Genomic DNA, 13,540 nt, shown 5'->3' with positions numbered 1-13,540 from the left:
CTCGCTCACCCCCGAGCGCGCACTCGCTCACCCTCTCGCACCCACCCGGATGCCGACTGTAGGGATTTATCGACTTCCAGAGGGTGATTTCTGGTACGGAACGCCTACTCACCGGCCACCCGTACCCCGAACGGCCCCCGACCCGCGTAGCTTTGTCGCCAACGCGACGGACCGTCGGAGGAGTCGGAGCAAGCCTTGGCCAGGAAGATCGGCAGCCGCTACACCGCCCACCAGGTGCTCGGGCGGGGATCCGCGGGCACGGTGTGGCTCGGCGAGGGGCCCGACGGCCCGGTCGCCATCAAGCTGCTGCGCGAGGATCTGGCCTCCGACCAGGACCTCGTGGGCCGCTTCGTGCAGGAGCGTACGGCGCTGCTCTCGCTCGACCACCCGCACATCGTCGGCATCCGCGACCTCGTGGTGGACGGCACCGACCTCGCCCTGGTGATGGATCTCGTACGCGGCACCGACCTGCGCTCCCGGCTCGAACGTGAACGCCGGCTCGCGCCCGAGGCGGCCGTCGCCGTCGCCGCCGACGTGGCAGACGCGCTGGCCGCCGCGCATGCCGCGGGCGTCGTCCACCGGGACGTCAAACCGGAGAACGTCCTGCTCGACTCGGCCGCGCCGACCGGCCCCGGCGGGGCGCCGCCCGCACTGCTCACCGACTTCGGCATCGCCCGTCTGGTGGACTCCCCGCGCCGCACCCGCGCCACCCGGATCATCGGCACCCCCGACTACCTCGCCCCCGAGATCATCGAGGGGCTGCCGCCGCGCGCCTCCGTCGACATCTACGCGCTCGCCACCGTGCTGTACGAACTCCTCGCCGGATTCACCCCGTTCGGCGGCGGCCACCCCGGCGCGGTGCTGCGCAGGCACGTCACCGAGACCGTCCAGCCGCTGCCCGGCCTGCCCGACGAGCTGTGGACGATCCTCGCCGCCTGCCTCGCCAAGGCCCCCGCCTCCCGGCTCACGGCCGGTGAACTCGGCGCCCGGCTGCGGGAGTTGCTGCCCGCGCTGACCGGCACGGCGGCGCTCGACATAGACGCTCCCGGCACCGCGGGCACCGACGAGGACCCCGGCCGGCCCTTCGACGACGACCCGCTCGACGCGCTGCCGCCGGTCGACCGCAAGCGCGCCGCCGTACCGCTGGTCCGCGGCGCCGCGCCCGATTCCAGCCGGGACACGCACACCAGCATCAAGCTGCCCACTCCCGAGGAACTCGCGGGCTTCGGCGCGGCCTCCAAGGCGGCCCGGGGCCGCGCCTCCGACTCCGGCCGGCCGGCCAGCCCGCGGCACCGCGCGGTGTCGGCGGCGATCCGGCAGCGCCGGATCAAGGTCGCCGCGGCGGCGGCAGCGGCGCTCGCGGTGGCAGGACTCGGTGGCTGGGGCGTCGCCTCCCTGGGCTCCGACTCCGGTTCGAACCACGGCAGTTCACGCGACGACACGCCGCCGACGCCCACCACGGGCCCGCCGACGACGACCGCCGCCCGCGACTCCGTCACCCCCACCGCGCCGAGCGCCGGCGCGGCCTCGCCGCAGGGCCGCACCGGCGAACCCGTCGAACTCCCGCAGTGGACCGCCTTCCACGGCGTCCCGTCCGCGCCCGTCCGCCTCCTCGGCGGCCCGCGCGCCCTGACCGTCGCCGCGTCCACGTACGTCTTCGCCCGCGGCGAGGACAAGAACGTCTGGTACGTGGTGAAGGACGGCGGCGGTTACGGCGGGTGGCACAAGCTCACCGGAATAAGCGTCGCCGACGACCCGGCGGTGGTCTCCGCGCGGCCCGGCCGGATCGACCTCTTCGCGCTCGGCACGGACGGACTCCTCTACCGGCGGACCTTCGCCTCCGGCTTCTGGAACGCGTGGTCGCAGGTGGACGAGCGCACCCGCTTCGACGCGGCCCCGGCCGCCGCGTCCTCGGAACCCGGCCGGATCGACCTCGTCGGCCGGGTCGGCGGCGACCTCGTCACGGCCTCCCTGGTCGGCGACCGCTGGAACGCGTGGGCGCTGGTGCCGACGGCGGGCCGGATCACCGCCGCCCCCGCGCTGGTGTCGCGGGGCCGGGGAATGCTTGACGCTTTCGTCGTCCGGAAGGCGGACGGTGCGGTGCTGCGGCTGCCGTACTCCGGCGGGGCGTGGCGCCCCGCGGTCGTCCTCGCGGGCCTGGACACGGCCGTCCGCCCCGACGCGGTGGCCGCGTCCGGCCACTTGTACGCCTTCACCCCCACGACCCAGGCGGCCACCCCGTCATCCGGGCCCTGGACCACGGCTCCCCTCCCTTCGCCGCCAGCGCCGGCTTCCCCCGTCGGCGCGACGGCCTCGTCCCCCCACACGCTGGACCTCTACGCCTTGAGCCCTGCGGGCACGCTCACCCACGCGTCAGCTTCGCTCTGACCGAGCGGTTGCAGGGGGCCGTCCGTTTCCCCGGCCGCGGGGTGGGTGGGGGAGGCGGTGGGTCGCTTCCGGTTGCCACCGGGTGAGGTTTCCGCCCCCGGTGGGTGGTGCGGTTCGTTTTCACGGCTGGGCGCCGTGCCTGCCGGTGTTTCCCACCCGCACCACCCTCCCCCAACCTTCGGCCGGGGGTGCCCCCATGTGCGTCCTTAGGTGCACGTTTTCTGGTGGGTGGGGTCGGTGCCGGCCCGTGGCACCTCCTCGGATTTCCTCCGTGCGGGTTTGTTTTTCGGGTGCGCCGCCGTTTGTCGGAAATCCTGCGGGGGCACCCCGGTCCGTCCCCTCCCAGGCCGTATGGCGGCTTGAGGCCGCGGGGGGTGATCGGTGGGCGGTTGGGGTTCGTTGCCGGGTGCGGGTTACTGATGGGGCATTGCGCCCCCTGCCCGTCCCCGCTGGGGCTGGTTGGCGGCTGGCGGTCAGAGCCTTGGCTGGCGTCGGGTGGGTTGCGGCGCCGGTGGGGGATTCCGCTCCCCGGGGGAACCTGGCTGGGGTGCTTCTGGGGGCTGGCGGGGTCGGATCCTCTGCCTTGCTCGGTGACCGTTAGCAGCTGATGGACCGGTGACGGCCGGCCACGGAGCTGTGTCACGGCCCCGCCAGCCCCGCTCCTGCTCGATTACTGACCGTGACCCGACGACGAACGCCCGCCCCCTCCGATCACCCCCTCGCGGCCTCAAGCCGCCGTCCGGCCTGGGAGGGGACGGTCCGGGGTGCCCCCGCAGGGCTGTGAACGACATGGGGTGAACGATTTACCCCGGTGCCGTGAGCAGCCCGAGGAGGTGCCCCGGGGCGGCCCCGACCCCCACCCACCAGAAGACCCGCACCCAAGGACGCACCCGCACGGGGCGGGGCGGTGGGAAACACCGGAAGGCAACCGGCCCGCACCCGGAAACGAGCGGCCCCGCCCACCGGGGCCCGGGGGCGCAAGCCCCCGCCTCCCACACCCGCCCCTGAAGCGGGTGCGCCCGCTGGGGGGCGGAACAGGCCAGCGTCACCCCGCCCCACCAGCCGGTAGGCTGGTTGCGTGGCGATCGTCGATGTATCCGAAGAGCTGAAGTCCCTGTCCTCCACCATGGGGTCGATCGAGGCCGTCCTCGACCTCGACCGCATGCGTGCCGACATCGCCGACCTCGAGGAGCAGGCCGCGGTCCCCTCTCTCTGGGACGACCCGGAGAGCGCACAGAAGATCACCAGCCGGCTGTCCCACCTGCAGGCCGAGCTGCGCAAGGTCGAGACCTTGCGCGGGCGTATCGACGACCTCTCCGTGCTGTTCGAGCTGGCCGCCGACGAGGACGACGCGGACACCCAGACCGAAGCGGAGTCCGAGCTGGTCTCGGTCCAGAAGGCGCTGGACGAGATGGAGGTCCGCACCCTGCTGTCCGGTGAGTACGACGCCCGCGAGGCGCTCGTCAACATCCGGGCCGAGGCCGGCGGCGTCGACGCCGCCGACTTCGCCGAGCAGCTGCAGCGGATGTACCTGCGCTGGGCCGAGCGGCACGGCTACCAGACCGAGGTCTACGAGACCTCGTACGCGGAGGAGGCCGGCATCAAGTCCACCACCTTCGTGGTGAAGGCCCCGTACGCGTACGGAACGCTGTCCGTGGAGCAAGGCACCCACCGCCTCGTGCGGATCTCACCGTTCGACAACCAGGGCCGCCGCCAGACCTCGTTCGCCGGGGTCGAGGTGCTGCCGGTCGTGGAGCAGTCCGACCACGTGGAGATCGACGAGTCCGAGCTGCGGATCGACGTCTACCGGGCGTCCGGCCCCGGCGGCCAGGGCGTGAACACCACGGACTCCGCGGTCCGTATCACGCACATCCCCACCGGCATCGTCGTCTCCTGCCAGAACGAGCGCTCGCAGATCCAGAACAAGGCGAGCGCGATGAACGTCCTCCAGGCCAAGCTGCTGGAGCGCCGCCGCCAGGAGGAGCAGGCGCTGATGGACTCGCTCGGCAAGAGCGACGGCGGCAACTCCTGGGGCAACCAGATGCGTTCGTACGTGCTGCACCCGTACCAGATGGTCAAGGACCTGCGCACCGAGTACGAAGTCGGCAACCCGCACGGGGTACTTGACGGCGACATCGACGGGTTCATCGAGGCGGGCATCCGCTGGCGCAAGAGCCACGAGAAGTCGGCCGCGTAAGCCTTCCAGGGGTGGCCCGGGAAGGGCCCGGCGAGGGCGGAGCGTCACCGTTCATGTCACAGTGATGTGGAGAACTGCCGGGCACACCAGGCCAATTGGAACATTGTGTGCTTAATGACCTTGACGGTGCTGGAGAAAGCCGCGAGGGTGATGCGCGGCATGCGCATGTTTGAGGCGCCAGCGCACGGGGGCGAGCGCAAGCGGCCCTCAGGCGAGTTCGTCCTCCACATGGTTGCGCTGCCCGAAGCGGACATCTACTGGGGGTACTTGAGACATGAGTAAGCGCAACACACGGCTGCGGGTCACCCGCATCGCCGCCGCCGCCGTCATAGCGGCAGGCGCCTCCCTGACAGCCGTGGGCGCGGCGCAGGCGGTAACGAAGGACTCACCCGCCCAGGTCAAGACCCTCGACGGCACCGGCACGGACACGGGCATCACCACCGGAGTCACCAGCGGCGAGGACGGCGGTCCGACGACTCCTCCGGTCGAGACGACCCCGCCGGTGGAGACAACTCCTCCGGTCGAGACGACCCCTCCGGTGGAAACGACCCCTCCGGTGGAAACGACCCCGCCGGTGGAGACAACTCCTCCGGTCGAGACGACCCCTCCGGTCGAGACGACCCCGCCGGTGGGTGGCAACGGTGGCACGACCCTTCCGCCGGTCGGCGACAACGGTGGCACCACCACGACCCCGCCCGCCACCGGTACCTCCAGCAATGGCGGCACCACGAGCGGGTCCTCCACCACCGGTGGGTCCTCGACCACCGGTGGCAACGACAACACCTGCACCCTGACCGGTGAGAGTGTGGACTGCGGGAACAACAACCCCGGGACCGACAACACGCAGCCGGTCGCCCAGGGTGAGACCAACCAGCAGCTCGCCGAGACCGGTTCGAACGGCACCACGTTCCTGCTGATCGGCGCCGCGACCCTGATCGCCGGCGGTGTCGGCTTCCGGCTGACCCCGCGTCTCGCGGCCGGCCGTCGCAACAACACCGCTGCCTGACAGAGGCCGCGAAGCACCAGAGCACCAAAAGGCGGGGCCCGGGACGCATCAGCGTCCCGGGCCCCGCCTACGTATGTGTCGGTCAGGGCCGTCAGGCCGTCGCGTGCTCCACTACCAGGACCACCGCGAGCAGCGCCACCAGCAGGGCGATCAGCGCCGCCGGGGATATGTTGGACCAGGGGTTGCCCTCCTGCTCCATACGCGCGCGGTTGGCGCGGCATACGGGGCAGCGGCCCTCACTCACCGGTCCCGCGCAGTTGGCACACACCAGTCGGTCGCACGTCATGCGATATCCTCCTCCGTCCGGTGAACGCCCCCGGTGACGAAATCGTTCCCCGGGCGGTGGGGTGCGCACACCTCGCGCGCGTACTTACTCGTACTGACTCCACTGTGCCAGCTTCTGCGGAATTCGGCGCGTCCCCGCCGGATCGGGACGCCATCGGGACCCCATCGAGACAGGCCGACGGGCCGCTGGGGGCGGCGGCTACGTGACCAATGACGGATTTGCCCGTGCTTGCCCTGTGGGCAAGCCCACCAACCCCAGACGGCGACTGCGCACCCGCAGCCCGTTCGCGTAGTGTCGCCCCCACATCCCCTATCCGGCCCATCCCTGCGACCCTGGTGCGAACGTGATCCGATTCGACAACGTCACCAAGACCTACCCCAAACAGAACCGTCCTGCACTCCGGGACGTCTCGCTTGAGATCGAGAAGGGGGAGTTCGTCTTTCTGGTGGGCTCGTCGGGCTCCGGAAAGTCGACCTTCCTACGGCTCATCCTGCGCGAGGAGCGCACGGACACGGGTGCGGTGCACGTGCTCGGCAAGGACCTCGCCCGGCTGTCGAACTGGAAGGTGCCGCACATGCGGCGCCAGCTCGGCACGGTCTTCCAGGACTTCCGGCTGCTGCCGAACAAGACGGTCGCGGAGAACGTGGCGTTCGCCCTCGAAGTGATCGGCAAGGCCCGCGGCACCATCCGCAAGACCGTGCCCGAGGTGCTCGACCTGGTCGGCCTGGCCGGCAAGGAGGACCGGATGCCCGGCGAGCTGTCGGGTGGTGAGCAGCAGCGCGTGGCCATCGCCCGCGCGTTCGTCAACCGCCCGATGCTGCTGATCGCCGACGAGCCGACCGGAAACCTCGACCCGCAGACGTCGGTCGGCATCATGCGGCTGCTCGACCGGATCAACCGGACCGGCACCACCGTGGTGATGGCCACCCACGACCAGAACATCGTCGATCAGATGCGCAAGCGCGTCATAGAACTGGAGAAGGGGCGGCTGGTACGCGACCAGTCGCGCGGTGTCTACGGCTACCAGCACTGAGCCCGTCACCCCCCTTCCGAAAGGACCCCCGACACCATGCGCGTCCAGTTCGTCCTGTCGGAGATCGGCGTCGGTCTCCGCCGCAATCTCACGATGACGTTCGCCGTCATCATCTCCGTGGCCTTGTCCCTCGCCCTCACCGGTGGCGCCCTGCTGGTCAACAAGCAGGTCAGCTCGATGAAGGGCTACTGGTACGACAAGGTCCAGGTCACCATCTACATGTGCAACAAGGGCGACGCGCAGACGACGCCCAACAGTTGTGGCAAGGGTGCGGTGACCGACGACCAGAAGAAGCAGATCCTGGCGGATCTGAAGAAGCTGCCGATCGTCGACAAGGTCTACTACGAGACCGCGGAGGGGGCGTACAAGAATGCCAAGCAGCAGTACAAGAACTCGCCTCTCTACAACGCGATCACGCCGGACCAGATGCAGGAGAACTACCGGGTCAAGCTGAAGGACCCGACGAAGTTCACGGTCGTGGCGAGCGCGTTCGCCGGCCGGCAGGGCGTGCAGTCGGTGGAGGACCAACGCAAGGTGCTGGACAACCTGTTCAGCCTGCTCAACGGCATGACCCGGGTGGCGTGGGTGGTCCTTGCCTTCATGCTGACCGTCGCCATGCTGCTGATCGTGAACACCGTGCGGGTGTCCGCGTTCAGCCGCCGCCGGGAGACCGGCATCATGCGGCTGGTCGGCGCGTCCAGCTTCTACATCCAGATGCCGTTCATCATGGAGGCGGCCTTCGCTGGCCTGGTGGGCGCGGGGCTCGCGTGCGGAATGCTGCTCGGCGGGCGGTACTTCCTGATCGACGCGGGGCTGCACCTCCAGGAGAAGATCCCGCTGGTGTCGTTCCTCGGCTGGGGTCCGGTGGTGCAGGTGCTGCCGCTGGTGCTGCTGATCGGGCTCATCATGCCGGCGATCGCGGCCTTCGTCGCTCTGCGTAGGTATCTGAAGGTCTGATCTGATCGCAACATCGTTGCGGTAACGGGCTTCGGGGGAGGCGGCAGTTGCGGAGAGTACCCGGACGGGGTCGTCACAACCGCCCGTACACCGCCCGTTTCTGGCCTAGACTTCCGGCCATGTCCGGCCCGTCGCTGTTCGGGACGCCCCGCCGCATTCGCCGCGGGGCCACCCTTACGTTGGCGTTCGGCACCCTGCTGGCGACCGGCGCCGCGGCCAGCAGCCTGACCGAACCGGCGGGGCGCACCCCGCCCCGCCGCCCCGATGTCTCGCTGATCGCCGGCAGTGCCGCCGCGGGCGCGCCGCCGGCCTCCGCGCACACCTCCGCCACCGTCCCGGACGGCATCGCGGTCGCGCCGAGCGGCGCCGCCGACCGGGACGCGGCGAACGGCGACGACGCCAAGCGGGCCCGCCCGCCGGACGGCACCGGCACCGGCGCCGACACGGGCCCCGGCACGGTGGACACCGGCCGGATCGCGAAGGTGATCGCCGACGGCAAGGCGGGGCCGCAGGCCGTGCAGCAGCTGGTCAGCCGCAGCGGCGACCGCTGGTCGTCGTTCTACACCGCGCAGGAGTACGCCGGTCTGCAACAGGCGCTGGACGGCCACTACGTGGGCGTCGGCCTGTGGGTGCGGCGGATCGACGGCGGCCGGATCCAGGTCGCCAGGGTGCAGCCGGGCAGCCCGGCCGAGCGGGCCGGCATCAAGGCCGCCGACCTGCTGACCGCCATCGGCGGCGTCAGATGCGCCGGCCTGGCCGTCACCGAGGTGGTCGCGGACCTGCGCGGCGACAACGTGCCCGGCAGCGTCGTACGGCTCGGGGTGCAGCGGCAGGACCGGGCCTGGACGATCACGCTGCGTCGCGCCACCCTGACCACCGAGGCCGTCACCGTCAGTAAGGGTGCGGGGGTGGACGGGCCCACGGTGATCACGGTGGACGCGTTCTCCAAGGGCGTCGGCAGGCAGGTACGGGACGCGGTCCGCGGCGCCCGGCACGGCGTGCTGCTGGACCTGCGCGGGAATTCCGGCGGCCTGGTCACCGAGGCCGTCGCGGTGGCCTCCACCTTCCTGGACGGCGGCCTGGTCGCCACCTACGACGTGCACGGCAAGCAGCAGGCCCTGTACGCGGCCCCCGGCGGCGACACCACCACCCCGCTGGTCGTCCTGGTGGACGGCGGCACCATGAGCGCCGCGGAGATGCTGGCAGGGGCGCTCCAGGACCGGGCGCGGGCGGTGGTCATGGGCTCGCGCACGTTCGGCAAGGGCTCGGTCCAGATGCCCAGCACGCTGCCCGACGGCTCGGTCGCCGAGCTGACCGTGGGCCACTACCACCTGCCCGGCGGCCGCGGGGTGGACGGCAAGGGCATCGAGCCGGACGTCACGGTGCCGGGCGGGCAGGACCCGGTCGCCGACAGCCGCGAGGTATTCGCTGGCCTCGGGGCCCCCTCGTAGTGGGAGAATGGCCCGGTCATGGCTAAAGAAAAATCGGATCGCAAGATCATCGCGCAGAACAAGAAGGCCCGGCACGACTACCTCATCCTCGACACGTTCGAGGCGGGCCTGGTGCTCACCGGCACCGAGGTCAAGTCGCTGCGCCTGGGCCGGGCGTCACTGGTGGACGGCTTCGCCCAGCTCGACGGCGGCGAGGCGTGGCTGCACAACGTGCACATCCCGGAGTACGCCCAGGGCACCTGGACCAACCACACCGCCCGCAGGAAGCGCAAGATGCTGCTGCACCGGGCGGAGATCGAGAAGCTGGTCCAGAAGACCCAGGAGACCGGCAACACGATCGTGCCGCTCGTCCTGTACTTCAAGGACGGCCGGGTCAAGGTCGAGATCGCGCTGGCGAAGGGCAAGAAGGAGTACGACAAGCGGCAGACCCTGCGCGAGAAGCAGGACCGGCGCGAGTCGGACCGCGCGATGTCCGCGGCACGCCGCAGGCAGCGCGCCTGACGGGAATGCGCTGGCTACGGCCCGCGTTGTTGCCGTACGATGGCTGTAGCACCGCCGGGCAGTGGTAGGCCCGTCGTGCACATTGAAAACACCACATGGGGATGATCGGTTTCGACTGGGGATGTCGAAGCAGGTGAAGCGAGCCGAGGAAGCGGTAATGATCTCGTAAACCATATGCCGCAAAAAAATAATCGCCAATACCAAGCGCGATTCCTCCGCTTTCGCCCTCGCTGCCTAATAAGTAGCTAAGCGAAAGCTCTACGGAGTGTCAGCCCGGGGCTGTTCCCGACCCGGATCCTGGCATCAGCTAGGGGACTAAACTTCTGAGCCCGGTCACGGGACCCAGGAGGAAATCAAACAGTGACTGAGCCCGTCGGCAGCTTGTCCGCGTGACTGCCGGGGCTGAGAAAAGCACAGCGGACTGCGCTCGGAGAAGCCCTGGTTCCGCACCACAGGACGCGGGTTCGATTCCCGCCATCTCCACTCTTCCCATGAGGTCACAAGGCCCTCGCAGGCTCCCTGCGGGGGCCTTTCCCATGCCCGGAGCCCGGTCCCGCGGCGGGTGCCGGGGGTGGGAAGTGGCGGCTCACAGTGGGTGCGGGCGTCGGGTGAGTGCATGGTTGCGCTCGCGTCATGTCGTGGCACGGGGTGGTAACCCGGCGTTTCTAGGGTCGGGGCGACAGTCGGTCACGAGTGGTGGGAGGCGCCATGAGCCGGTGGATCGAGCGGTGGGACCCCGAGGACGAGACGTTCTGGAACGAGGGCGGCGGGCGGCGGGTGGCGCGGCGGAACCTGGTGTTCTCCGTGCTGTCGGAGCACATCGGGTTCTCGGTCTGGAGCCTGTGGTCGGTGATGGTGCTGTTCATGGGGCCCGGTTACGGGATCGACCCGGCCGGCAAGTTCTTCCTGGTCGCGATGCCGACGCTGGTCGGCGGAGTGCTGCGGGTGCCGTACACCTTCGCGGTGGCGAAATTCGGCGGCCGCAACTGGACGATCGTCAGCGCGCTGCTGCTGCTCATTCCCACCGTCACCGCCGCGTTCGTGGTGAAACCCGGTGTCTCCTATACGACGTTGATGCTCGTGGCGGCGCTCACCGGGGTCGGCGGCGGGAACTTCGCCTCGTCCATGACGAACATCAACTCCTTCTACCCGCTGCGCGAGAAGGGCTGGGCGCTCGGCCTCAACGCCGGCGGCGGCAACCTCGGGGTGGCCGCGATCCAGCTGGTCGGCCTGCTGGTGATCGGCACCGCGGGCGCCACCCACCCCAGGACCGTGCTGGCCGTCTACATCCCGCTGATCGTGGTCGCCGCCACGTTGGCCGCGCTGTTCATGGACAACCTCGCGCCGGTCAAGAACGACACCGGCGCCGCGATCGACGCGGCCCGCGACCCGCACACCTGGATCATGTCGCTGCTCTACGTGGGCACGTTCGGCTCGTTCATCGGCTACAGCTTCGCCTTCGGCCTGGTGTTGCAGAACCAGTTCGGCCGCACCCCGCTGGGCGCCGCCGACCTCACCTTCATCGGCCCGCTGCTCGGCTCGCTGGTCCGCCCGGTCGGCGGCCGGCTGGCCGACCGGTTCGGCGGCGCCCGGATCACCTGGTGGAACTTCCTCGCGATGGCCGCCGCGACCGGCCTGGTCGTCGCCGCGTCCGAGGCGAAGTCGCTGGCGGCCTTCCTGGTCGGCTTCATCGCGCTGTTCGTCTTCAGCGGGGTCGGCAACGGGTCCGCCTACAAGATGATCCCCGGGATCTTCCACAAGAAGGCCGAGTCGCTCGGCCTGACCGGCGAGGCCGCCGCCGCGCACGGCCGGCGGCTGTCGGGGGCGGCCATGGGCCTGATCGGCGCGGTGGGCGCGCTCGGCGGTGTCGCGATCAACCTCGCTTTCCGCGAGTCCTTCCTCGACGCGAAGTCCGGCACGCCCGCGTTCGTGTCCTTCCTGGCCTTCTACGCTGTGTGTTTCGCGGTCACCTGGGCCGTATACCTGCGGCGGCCGGCGGGCGTGCCGGACGCCGCCGGGCAGGGCGCGCCGGCCGGTGCGGCGGCCTACGCGGAGGTGTGAGCGGGGACGGCGCCCGTAACACCCGGGAAATCCCGGTGAACCGAGCCCGTCACCCCGACTTGCGACGATACGGGCACTCCAGCAGAGCGGGGCGTAACGAATGCAGCCGTACGCGAACAGGACCAACGACCCGGACGCGGTGCCGCCGCTGGCCGGCTTCACCGTCGGGGTGACGGCCGCCCGCCGGGCCGACGAGCTGTGCGCGCTGCTGGAGCGGCGCGGCGCGGCGGTGCTGCGGGCCCCGTCGCTGCGGATCGTGCCGCTGTCCGACGACTCCGAACTGCTCTCCACCACCCGGGAGTTGATCGAGCACGCGCCGGACGTCGTGGTGGCCACCACCGCGATCGGCTTCCGCGGCTGGATCGAGGCGGCGGACGGCTGGGGGGTCGGCGAGACGCTGGTCAAGCGGCTCGCCGGGGTCGAGCTGCTGGCCCGCGGGCCCAAGGTGCGCGGCGCGATCCGGGCGGCGGGGCTGACGGAGAAGTGGTCGCCGGCCTCGGAGTCGATGGCGGAGCTGCTGGAACGCCTGCTGGAGGAGGGGGTGGACGGCCGCCGGGTCGCCGTACAGCTGCACGGTGAGCCGCTGCCCGGCTTCTGCGAGGCGCTGCGCGCGGCCGGCGCGCAGGTCGTGGTGGTGCCGGTCTACCGGTGGATGCCGCCGGAGGACATCGGACCGGTGGACCGGCTGCTCGACGCGGTGATCAGCCGGTCGCTGGACGCGGTGAGCTTCACCAGCGCGCCGGCCGCCGCCTCGCTGTTCGACCGGGCCGGGCAGCGCGGCCGGCTCGAAGAGCTGCTCGCCGCCTTCCGCGGCGACGTGCTGGTCGCCTGCGTCGGCCCGGTCACCGCGCTGCCGTTCCAGGCCCACGACGTGCCGACCGTGCAGCCGGAACGGTTCAGGCTCGGACCGCTGGTGCAGGTGCTGGCCTGGGAGCTGCCCGGCCGGGTACGGCCGCTGCCGGTGGCCGGCCACCGGGTCGAGATCCGCGGCCAGGCCGCGGTGGTGGACGGCACGCTGCGGCCCGTGCCGCCCGCCGGAATGGCCCTGCTGCGGGCGCTGGCCCGCCGCCCCGGCTGGGTGGTCTCCCGCGCGGACCTGCTGCGCACGCTGCCCGGCGCCGGCCGCGACGAGCACGCGGTGGAGACGGCGATGGCCCGCCTCCGTACCGCCCTCGGCTCCCCGAAACTCATCCAGACCGTCGTCAAACGCGGCTACCGCCTGTCGCTGGACCCGCACGCCGAGACGAAATACACGGCAGACGCGCAATAAGCCTGCGGCCCGCAGCGGATGACACGACGCGGAGGCCGCCACCCCGCGGCTCCGACGGCTGGGCGGCCCGACCCCGGCCCGGTGGCCCGGTGGCCCGGTGGCTCGGTGGCCTGGCCACGCCTCAGCCCTGCTCGGTGAGCCGGCCACGCCGCACCCCGCCCTAGGCCCGGAGGCCCGGGGCCCGGCTACGCCTCAACCCTGCTCGGTGAGCCAGCCACGCCGACCCCGCCTGGAGGGCCGCCGCGTCGGACTCCGTCCGGAGGGCCGGTAACGCGGCCGGGCCGCGCCTCACCCCCGGCCTGGAGGGCCGATCACACCCGACCTCGCCCGGTGGGCCGCCGCACCCGACTCCGGCCGTAGGCCCGGCAGAGCGGCCGGGCCGCGCCCCAC

10 protein-coding genes and 1 other RNA gene are annotated in these 13,540 nt (G+C 71.2%); 10 read left to right on the top strand and 1 reads right to left on the bottom strand.

Translation table 11 applies throughout. The annotated features are described in order from the left end of the window. The first annotated feature begins 195 nt into the window (after positions 1-195). The 3 genes from ACQPW6_RS12765 to ACQPW6_RS12755 all read left to right on the top strand — a co-directional run bounded on the left by ACQPW6_RS12765 (position 196) and on the right by ACQPW6_RS12755 (position 5,591). Positions 196-2,388 (top strand): protein kinase domain-containing protein, encoded by a 2,193-nt coding sequence (locus ACQPW6_RS12765; RefSeq protein ID WP_433889707.1) that lies wholly within the window; start codon positions 196-198, stop codon positions 2,386-2,388. 1,078 nt (positions 2,389-3,466) lie between these two features. Continuing rightward, on the top strand, positions 3,467-4,585 hold the full coding sequence (prfB, locus tag ACQPW6_RS12760; protein WP_433889706.1) for a peptide chain release factor 2: 1,119 nt from the start codon (positions 3,467-3,469) through the stop codon (positions 4,583-4,585). A 274-nt stretch (positions 4,586-4,859) separates the two neighbouring features. Further along, a complete protein-coding gene (locus tag ACQPW6_RS12755) occupies positions 4,860-5,591 on the top strand; it encodes a hypothetical protein (protein ID WP_433889705.1) in 732 nt (243 codons plus the stop codon). 91 nt (positions 5,592-5,682) lie between these two features. On the opposite strand, the gene ACQPW6_RS12750 is transcribed toward ACQPW6_RS12755, so the two are convergent. After that, positions 5,683-5,877, bottom strand: coding sequence for a hypothetical protein (locus ACQPW6_RS12750; protein ID WP_433889704.1), 195 nt, complete (start codon positions 5,875-5,877; stop codon positions 5,683-5,685). Between the two features lie 343 nt (positions 5,878-6,220). On the opposite strand from ACQPW6_RS12750, the gene ftsE reads away from it, so the two are divergent. From ftsE to ACQPW6_RS12715, 7 genes are all read left to right on the top strand, one after another. After that, complete coding sequence (ftsE, locus tag ACQPW6_RS12745; protein ID WP_433889703.1) at positions 6,221-6,910, top strand: cell division ATP-binding protein FtsE; 690 nt, start codon at positions 6,221-6,223, stop codon at positions 6,908-6,910. A 36-nt stretch (positions 6,911-6,946) separates the two neighbouring features. Beyond that, positions 6,947-7,867, top strand: coding sequence for a permease-like cell division protein FtsX (ftsX, locus tag ACQPW6_RS12740; protein WP_433889702.1), 921 nt, complete (start codon positions 6,947-6,949; stop codon positions 7,865-7,867). Between the two features lie 119 nt (positions 7,868-7,986). After that, entirely contained in the window at positions 7,987-9,318 is a 1,332-nt protein-coding gene (locus tag ACQPW6_RS12735; protein WP_433889701.1) for a S41 family peptidase, read from the top strand. A gap of 18 nt (positions 9,319-9,336) precedes the next feature. Next, the gene (smpB, locus tag ACQPW6_RS12730; RefSeq protein WP_433889700.1) at positions 9,337-9,819 is read left to right on the top strand and encodes an SsrA-binding protein SmpB; all 483 of its coding nucleotides are present in this window, start codon (positions 9,337-9,339) and stop codon (positions 9,817-9,819) included. Positions 9,820-9,916: 97 nt separating this feature from the next. Beyond that, positions 9,917-10,305: a transfer-messenger RNA gene (gene ssrA, locus ACQPW6_RS12725) on the top strand. Positions 10,306-10,527: 222 nt separating this feature from the next. Continuing rightward, entirely contained in the window at positions 10,528-11,880 is a 1,353-nt protein-coding gene (locus ACQPW6_RS12720) for a nitrate/nitrite transporter (protein WP_433889699.1), read from the top strand. A 100-nt stretch (positions 11,881-11,980) separates the two neighbouring features. Beyond that, positions 11,981-13,150, top strand: a complete 1,170-nt coding sequence (locus ACQPW6_RS12715; protein WP_433889698.1) for a uroporphyrinogen-III synthase — start codon at positions 11,981-11,983, stop codon at positions 13,148-13,150. Positions 13,151-13,540 lie beyond the last annotated feature (390 nt).

Origin of the sequence: Streptomyces sp. CA-111067 (genome assembly GCF_050956065.1) — a bacterium.
In the GTDB taxonomy this organism is placed as follows: domain Bacteria; phylum Actinomycetota; class Actinomycetes; order Streptomycetales; family Streptomycetaceae; genus Actinacidiphila.
The sequence above is the reverse complement of the archived record's forward strand: the minus strand, read 5'-3'. Positions and strand labels throughout refer to the sequence as shown.